The 6,289-nt window shown below is 41.1% G+C and carries 5 protein-coding genes and 1 pseudogene; all 6 read right to left on the bottom strand.

The window, feature by feature from the left end:
- Positions 1 to 150 precede the first annotated feature (150 nt).
- A complete protein-coding gene (gene murA / locus AC52RT_RS00490; RefSeq protein ID WP_495538938.1) occupies positions 151 to 1,449 on the bottom strand; it encodes a UDP-N-acetylglucosamine 1-carboxyvinyltransferase in 1,299 nt (432 codons plus the stop codon).
- Between the two features lie 32 nt (positions 1,450 to 1,481).
- Positions 1,482 to 2,234, bottom strand: coding sequence for a YwmB family TATA-box binding protein (locus AC52RT_RS00485; RefSeq protein WP_495538937.1), 753 nt, complete (start codon positions 2,232 to 2,234; stop codon positions 1,482 to 1,484).
- Between the two features lie 165 nt (positions 2,235 to 2,399).
- Positions 2,400 to 2,639 (bottom strand): DUF1146 family protein, encoded by a 240-nt coding sequence (locus AC52RT_RS00480; protein ID WP_040375215.1) that lies wholly within the window; start codon positions 2,637 to 2,639, stop codon positions 2,400 to 2,402.
- Positions 2,640 to 2,866: 227 nt separating this feature from the next.
- Entirely contained in the window at positions 2,867 to 4,384 is a 1,518-nt protein-coding gene (gene nuoN, locus AC52RT_RS00475; protein WP_495538936.1) for an NADH-quinone oxidoreductase subunit NuoN, read from the bottom strand.
- Positions 4,385 to 4,391: 7 nt separating this feature from the next.
- Entirely contained in the window at positions 4,392 to 5,906 is a 1,515-nt protein-coding gene (locus AC52RT_RS00470) for a complex I subunit 4 family protein (protein WP_495538935.1), read from the bottom strand.
- Positions 5,903 to 6,289: pseudogene (locus AC52RT_RS00465) on the bottom strand (NADH-quinone oxidoreductase subunit L); the annotation flags it as partial. The gene AC52RT_RS00470 and the pseudogene AC52RT_RS00465, both read right to left, overlap by 4 nt.

The following is a 6,289-nucleotide window of genomic DNA, read 5'->3' as shown; positions in this document are numbered from 1 at the left end:
AGCAATTGTTTTTTCTGCAGGTGCTTCCACGTTTACACGTTCAATTTCTGCACCAAGAAGTCGGATCGTAGCCATGTCGTTCTGTGAGCCAAGGAGTAGGGTGCCTTATTTGTCTTCAAGACCGCTTGGCCTCCGACTTAGTAAATTATCTTATGCGTTCATATCAGCAATTGTTTTTTCTGCAGGTGCTTCCACGTTTACACGTTCAATTTCTGCACCAAGAGCAGCTAACTTACCATGGAAATTAACGTATCCGCGGTCAAGATGCTTTAATTCAGTCACACGCGTGATTCCGTCAGCTACTAAACCATTTAGAATTAACGCAGCTGCTGCACGAAGATCGGTTGCCGAAACTTCCGCTCCCTGAGTGTTAGATGGACCATTCAAAATAACAGAACGTCCTTCAATTTTCACATCAGCGTTCATGCGGCGGAATTCTTCCACATGCATGAAACGATTTTCGAAAACAGTTTCAGTAATCATACTTGTTCCTTTAGCGCGTAATAACAAGGCCATCATTTGTGATTGCATATCAGTTGGGAAACCTGGATGCGGCATCGTTTTAATATCAACCGCTTTTAAGTTATCTTTCCCGATAATGCGCAGACCATCTTCTTCTTCAAGAATTTCTACGCCCATTTCTTCCATTTTGGCAATTAACGAGCTAAGGTGTTCAGGGACAGCACCTTGAACAAGAACATTTCCCTTAGTTAATGCAGCTGCGACCATAAAGGTACCTGCTTCAATACGATCGGGAATAATAGTATGCTCTGCACCAAATAATTGTTTAACGCCTTCAATTTTAATTGTTCCAGTTCCAGCGCCTTTTACTCTTGCACCCATTTTATTCAGGAAATTAGCAAGATCGACAATTTCAGGTTCCTTCGCAACGTTTTCAAGGACTGTTGTTCCTTCAGCAAGTGTTGCTGCCATCATAATGTTTTCAGTAGCTCCAACGCTTGGGAAGTCAAGATACACTCTTGCACCCTTCAAACGTCCGTCTACTTCTGCATCAATAAAGCCATTTCCAACTTTAACGCGGGCTCCCATTGCTTCAAAGCCCTTCAAATGCTGATCAATAGGACGTGAACCGATTGCACACCCTCCAGGTAGTGCTACACGAGCGCGGCCATTTCTAGCCAATAAAGATCCCATTACTAGTACTGAGGCACGCATTTTACTTACATATTCAAACGGTGCTTCGTCTAATAAATCTTTAGATGCATCTACAGTAACTTGATTATTTTGAAAGGCAACCTCTGCATTAAGATTGCGCAGTACTTCATTTATTGTATATACATCGGAAAGCGTCGGCACGTCTTTAATGATACTTTTCCCGTCACTTGCTAATAATGTTGCAGCGATAACCGGCAAAACGGCGTTTTTTGCTCCCTCTACTCTAACTGTACCGCTAAGCCTTTTTCCGCCGCGGACGATGATATTTTCCAAAAGTATTCCCCTCCGCGTCCATTTTCTCTATATTAATATTCAAACGTTACGATTGGTGTGCCGACTACAAATGTAGTCTTTCCACTCAACCCTTCTGTTCTCAAGGCAAGTTGCAAATTCAAATGATGTTTTTTTTCCAGGTATTGATCAAACAAGCTGGTTTGTCCTGAAACTGATATGAAATTTGGTTCTTTCATGCTTTCAATTATTTTCCCCTTAAATACACCTAACAGCTTTGTCATCTCTGAGGTTAAAACCGTATCCATAGTATCACTGATTGTCCCTTGAATACAAGAGAAAATTAGCGGTTTTTCACGAAATATGTCATCCGTTCTTTTTTCGAAACTACTTGTGAAAAAAGATTTAGCTTCGTGATCCCAGTGGCTGCCCTTAACCTCATATATGATATACGTAACCATTTGGTTATTTTCGCGGGTAGACATCAAATTAATACTTTCTTTGTTTTTCGTTTCAGCATTCGTATATGTTCCAATCGCCTTCCAACCACTGGCGTTGTTCTCATGCTTCCAGATAAATAAAGGAAATTCAGCTTGAAGCTTTTTCACTTCACTTTCAAAACTATGCTGGTTTTTAATACTCAACGTTCTTTCCCTAGCATAGACTGACCACGACTCAATCGTGAGATTTTCTTCTTTCTCAATCAATTCAGTCATTGTAACTATGTCCGTTTTATCCTTGGCCATAATCGTACTATTCCCAAACAACATCGCTATCAAACCAAGTATCACTATGTATGAAAACATTTTTTTTATATTAATAGACATGTTTATTGCCCCTCTCCTTATCTCTAGTTTTTCCATAGAGTGGGAGGGCATACTTAGTACTTATCGTCAGTTACTGACAAAATTTGATACTCATGAACGTTTTTTTGTAAAATAAGACATTTACGTTACTTTCTTCACAAGCAATGAGAAAAAATAAATACGTTCTTAGTTGCTATACAAAAACGGAAGCTGATTTGAAAAGCCTAGGTAATCCAAAAAGAAGTTGCTGACAGTTGATCCAATGGCAATGGTTAGCAGGATATAAAGGACTCTTGCTTTCAGCACTGAATTTGATCTTAACAATTTATCAAAATTCAAGGCTTGAAGTGCCCACCAGGTAATGGCAATGAAAAACAGGTGTGCTGTAATTCCAATCAAGGCCTGTTGTCCAAGAACTGAAAACATTAAATCCCTCCTAAAAAGACACCCGATTATCATTCTATCACATTACTCATGTGAATTTGGAATAAAAAAGGAAAATTCTTAAGAATTATCTCTTTACCCACTCTTCCCACTATACACCACGAAGATCGAACATACAAAATACAGATTCTCCTATTTTTATTTCTTCCCTTTTCAGTGCTGTATTCTCAAAAAAACCTACAGCATCTTGTCTGTAGGTTTCGTCTTTACTAGTAAAAATCAATGAAATCACCAAAATACTGGTGAAAAAAATCGAATGCTATGTTCGGCGCAAGGCCGAATAAAATCGTCATTAGTACACAGAGACCTAAAACAAGGTTTATCCCTGCGGGTACTTTGGGTTTTGTTTGTATAATCGGCGATCGGAGAAACAACTGAACTAGAATGCCAAAGTAATAGATATACGAAATCACTGTTGTTCCAGCCATGATTGCAGCGAGGACATAAAAACCTGGGTCCACGGCAAAAGCTCCGAGGAAAATAGATATCTTGGCAATAAATCCTGCCGTACCAGGAATACCAGCTAGGCTTAGAATAGAGATCGCCATTGCCACAGCCAGCCACGGTGAGCGCTGATATAAGCCAGACAGCATGTCGATTCCCTCTTGGTCTGTATTCCCCGAGACAACTTGAATAACTGCAAAAGCACCAAGATTCATAAACAAATAAGCGAGTAAATAAAACCAAAACGTGTCAAATAGAAAGTATTGGCCACCCAATGTTGCAAATGCTACCAATAAATACCCTGCGTGAGCAATACTCGAATAAGCAAAAAGCCGTTTTAGGTTTCGCTGTCTTAAGGCAACTACGTTCCCTATGATCATCGTGATGCCTGCCAAAAAGGCAATATAAATGGAATTACTTTCAAAAAAGCTGAACGCACCGACCGCATCTCCCCATACCTCTCTATACAAACTGAGCAAAATCCGGAGAATAATAGCAAATCCAGCTGTTTTAGACACTACACTTAAAAATGCGGTGACAGGTATTGGTGCTCCCTGATAGACATCTGGAGCCCACATATGAAAGGGTGCGGAAGCAATTTTGAAAGAAAGACCAACAAGGACCATGAAAAAGGCGAGCCCGAATAAGTAAAGAAATTGCGTATCAACCGTATCCTTCATAATCATACTCATAGCCTTGAGATTCGTAGATCCAGTCAGTCCGTAAAGATAGCTCATCCCAAACAAAGTGATAGCTGTCGAAATACCTCCGCTGATTACGTACTTCAATGCCGCTTCATTGGAAGCCGTATGATGCTTGCGAATTCCCGCTAGTATATAAGAAGAAATCGACAAAAGTTCCAAACCGATGAACAGTGTAATTAAGTCTCCGCTCGACGTCATAATCATGGCTCCAAGCAAGGCCGTAAGGAACAAATAATAAAATTCTCCGCGCTGTTCCTTCAGCCCCTCTTTGGGCTCATAACTCTCAGCAAGCAGCATCACAAACGCTGCACCTACAAGTAAAAGCAGTTTAAAGGCTTTTGCAAATGAATCAAGTCTAAATGAATCATCGAGAATACTGACGACTTCAATCGGCAATATCACTAGTAAGGACAGTAAAGATAGGAGAATTCCAATTAGCCCAATCCAAGCAAGCATTCTTCGTTTGATATATGGCGGCCAAAATAAATCTAAAAGCGTTAGTAACACAGCTGTACCAAGAATGATAAACTCGGGTATCATTGCTTCCCAGTGGAAATTCAGCATGGTTTGAAGATCCATTTTCCCATCACCTCCCTATCCCGATCATGATTGCATCGAGTGTACGCTGCAGCGGCTCTCCGAGAAGAGATGGATATACCCCAATACTAATAATCAGAAGCAGAAGGATACCTGCCGGGATTTGCTGCAGCGAATTAAGATCTGTAAGATGTTCATATTTTTCATTTTCTTTGCCAAAGGTTATGCCCATCACGGCTCGGAGCATGTAAACAGCTGTCATAACGATACCGATTGAACCAATTGCAGCAAGCCATGGTTCGGATTTAAATAATCCTAAGAAAGCCAAAAACTCACTGACAAACCCGGACATTCCCGGCAAAGCAAGGGAAGCAAATGAGCCTGCGAGGAGCCAGCCTGATAATCGAGGCATGGTTTTAGCTAAGCCTCCGAGATCTGGAATAAACGTTGTGTCTGTCTTTTCTTGAATTATTCCCACCAAGTAAAATAATAGGGCAGCGATTAATCCGTGAGACACTACCTGAAAGACAGCTCCCTGGATTCCAGCTGCTTGTAATGAGCCAAGCCCAATTAACACAACTCCCATATGCGAAATGGAAGCGTACGCTAATACCCGTTTGAAGTCTGTCTGAATGAACGCCATAAACGCTCCATAGAGAAAGTTGATTACACCAAGCACCGCCAAGTAAAAAGCAACAGATTTGAATTGCTCTGGGAAGATTCCCATTCCGAAGCGGATCATCCCATAAGCCCCTATTTTTAACAGCACACCGGCATGAAGCATCACGATTGGGGTTGGGGCTTCAACATGTACCATGACCATCCAGCGATGCATTGGAAAGATTGGCAGTTTAATAGCAAAAGCTGCCACTAATCCGACTAACAGGGCATACTTCATGGATGCAGAAATAGGAGCAATTGTCGGCACACCGCCAATGGTAATGATATGTGTTAACGCTTGTATATTCGTGGTTCCCGCACGGGCGAATAGAATCATAATCACGATTAGGAGAATGGCTGAACCAATTCCGTTATAAATTAAAAAGCTATACGCTGCTTTTTCTTTTTCTGCAAATCCCCATTTACCGACTAAAAAGAAGGCAGAGATCAAAGTAAGTTCAAAAAAGAGGAAAAAGAGGACCAAGTTTTGAGCCATAAATACACCAAGCATTCCTATCTCTAGAAACAGAAGAAGGATAAAATACCCCTTCCATTCTTTTTTAATACTGCTTGAGGCAAACGCAGCAAGAGATGAAAGCAAGGCTGTCATCAATACTAAAACAAGCGAAAAGCCGTCAATGGACAGTTCATAATCAACTGTAAATAATTTCGCATCATACTGTGAAAGATTTGCAAATCGTATCCAACTATTCTTAATTGTTAAATCAGCCAAGGAAGCTCCGCTTGCATAGTAAACATAAAGAAACACGGAAACCAGAAGAGGCGGCACTGTTCCAATAAATCCAAACATCTTCAGGTTACTTTCATGTTGTTTGGATGTGAGTAGAAGCAGCACGATTCCCAAAATAGGTGAAAAAACAAGAACTGAGAGCAGGAATGTCATCTAATTAACCCTCCTGTCAGCGCATAGATAATGACTAAGACAGCTAAACCCGCGAATACTGCCACACCGTATGCTTGCACTTGGCCAGATTGGAGCCTAGCCCCAGCCGAACCAAGACTGCGAATAGTCCCTGTTACTGCCCACTCGAATCCTCCTATAACAAAGCGTTCAATGTATGAACAAAAAAGGGCCAGTCCCTTCACGGTTTTTCCAACTGTAAAGTAATACGTCTCGTCGATAAAGTACTTATTGATAAGGGTGGTATTGATAAACGATCCTTCTTTGATAAGAAAGTTTCGAGAGATGGTCTGCTTCACATAGATTAAATAGGCTAGCAGGATGCCCGAAAGAGAAAAGACTGCCGCTGCCACCATAATCCATGC

The sequence above is a fragment of the Peribacillus sp. genome (genome assembly GCF_059453735.1).
This window is presented reverse-complemented; position numbering and strand designations above follow the sequence as displayed.

Coding starts and splice junctions, on each gene's coding strand:
- nuoN (WP_495538936.1), bottom strand. CDS start 4,384: ATGGATCTTCAAACCATGCTGAATTTCCACTGGGAAGCAATGATACCC.
- AC52RT_RS00470 (WP_495538935.1), bottom strand. CDS start 5,906: ATGACATTCCTGCTCTCAGTTCTTGTTTTTTCACCTATTTTGGGAATC.
- AC52RT_RS00480 (WP_040375215.1), bottom strand. CDS start 2,639: ATGTTTTCAGTTCTTGGACAACAGGCCTTGATTGGAATTACAGCACAC.
- AC52RT_RS00485 (WP_495538937.1), bottom strand. CDS start 2,234: ATGTCTATTAATATAAAAAAAATGTTTTCATACATAGTGATACTTGGT.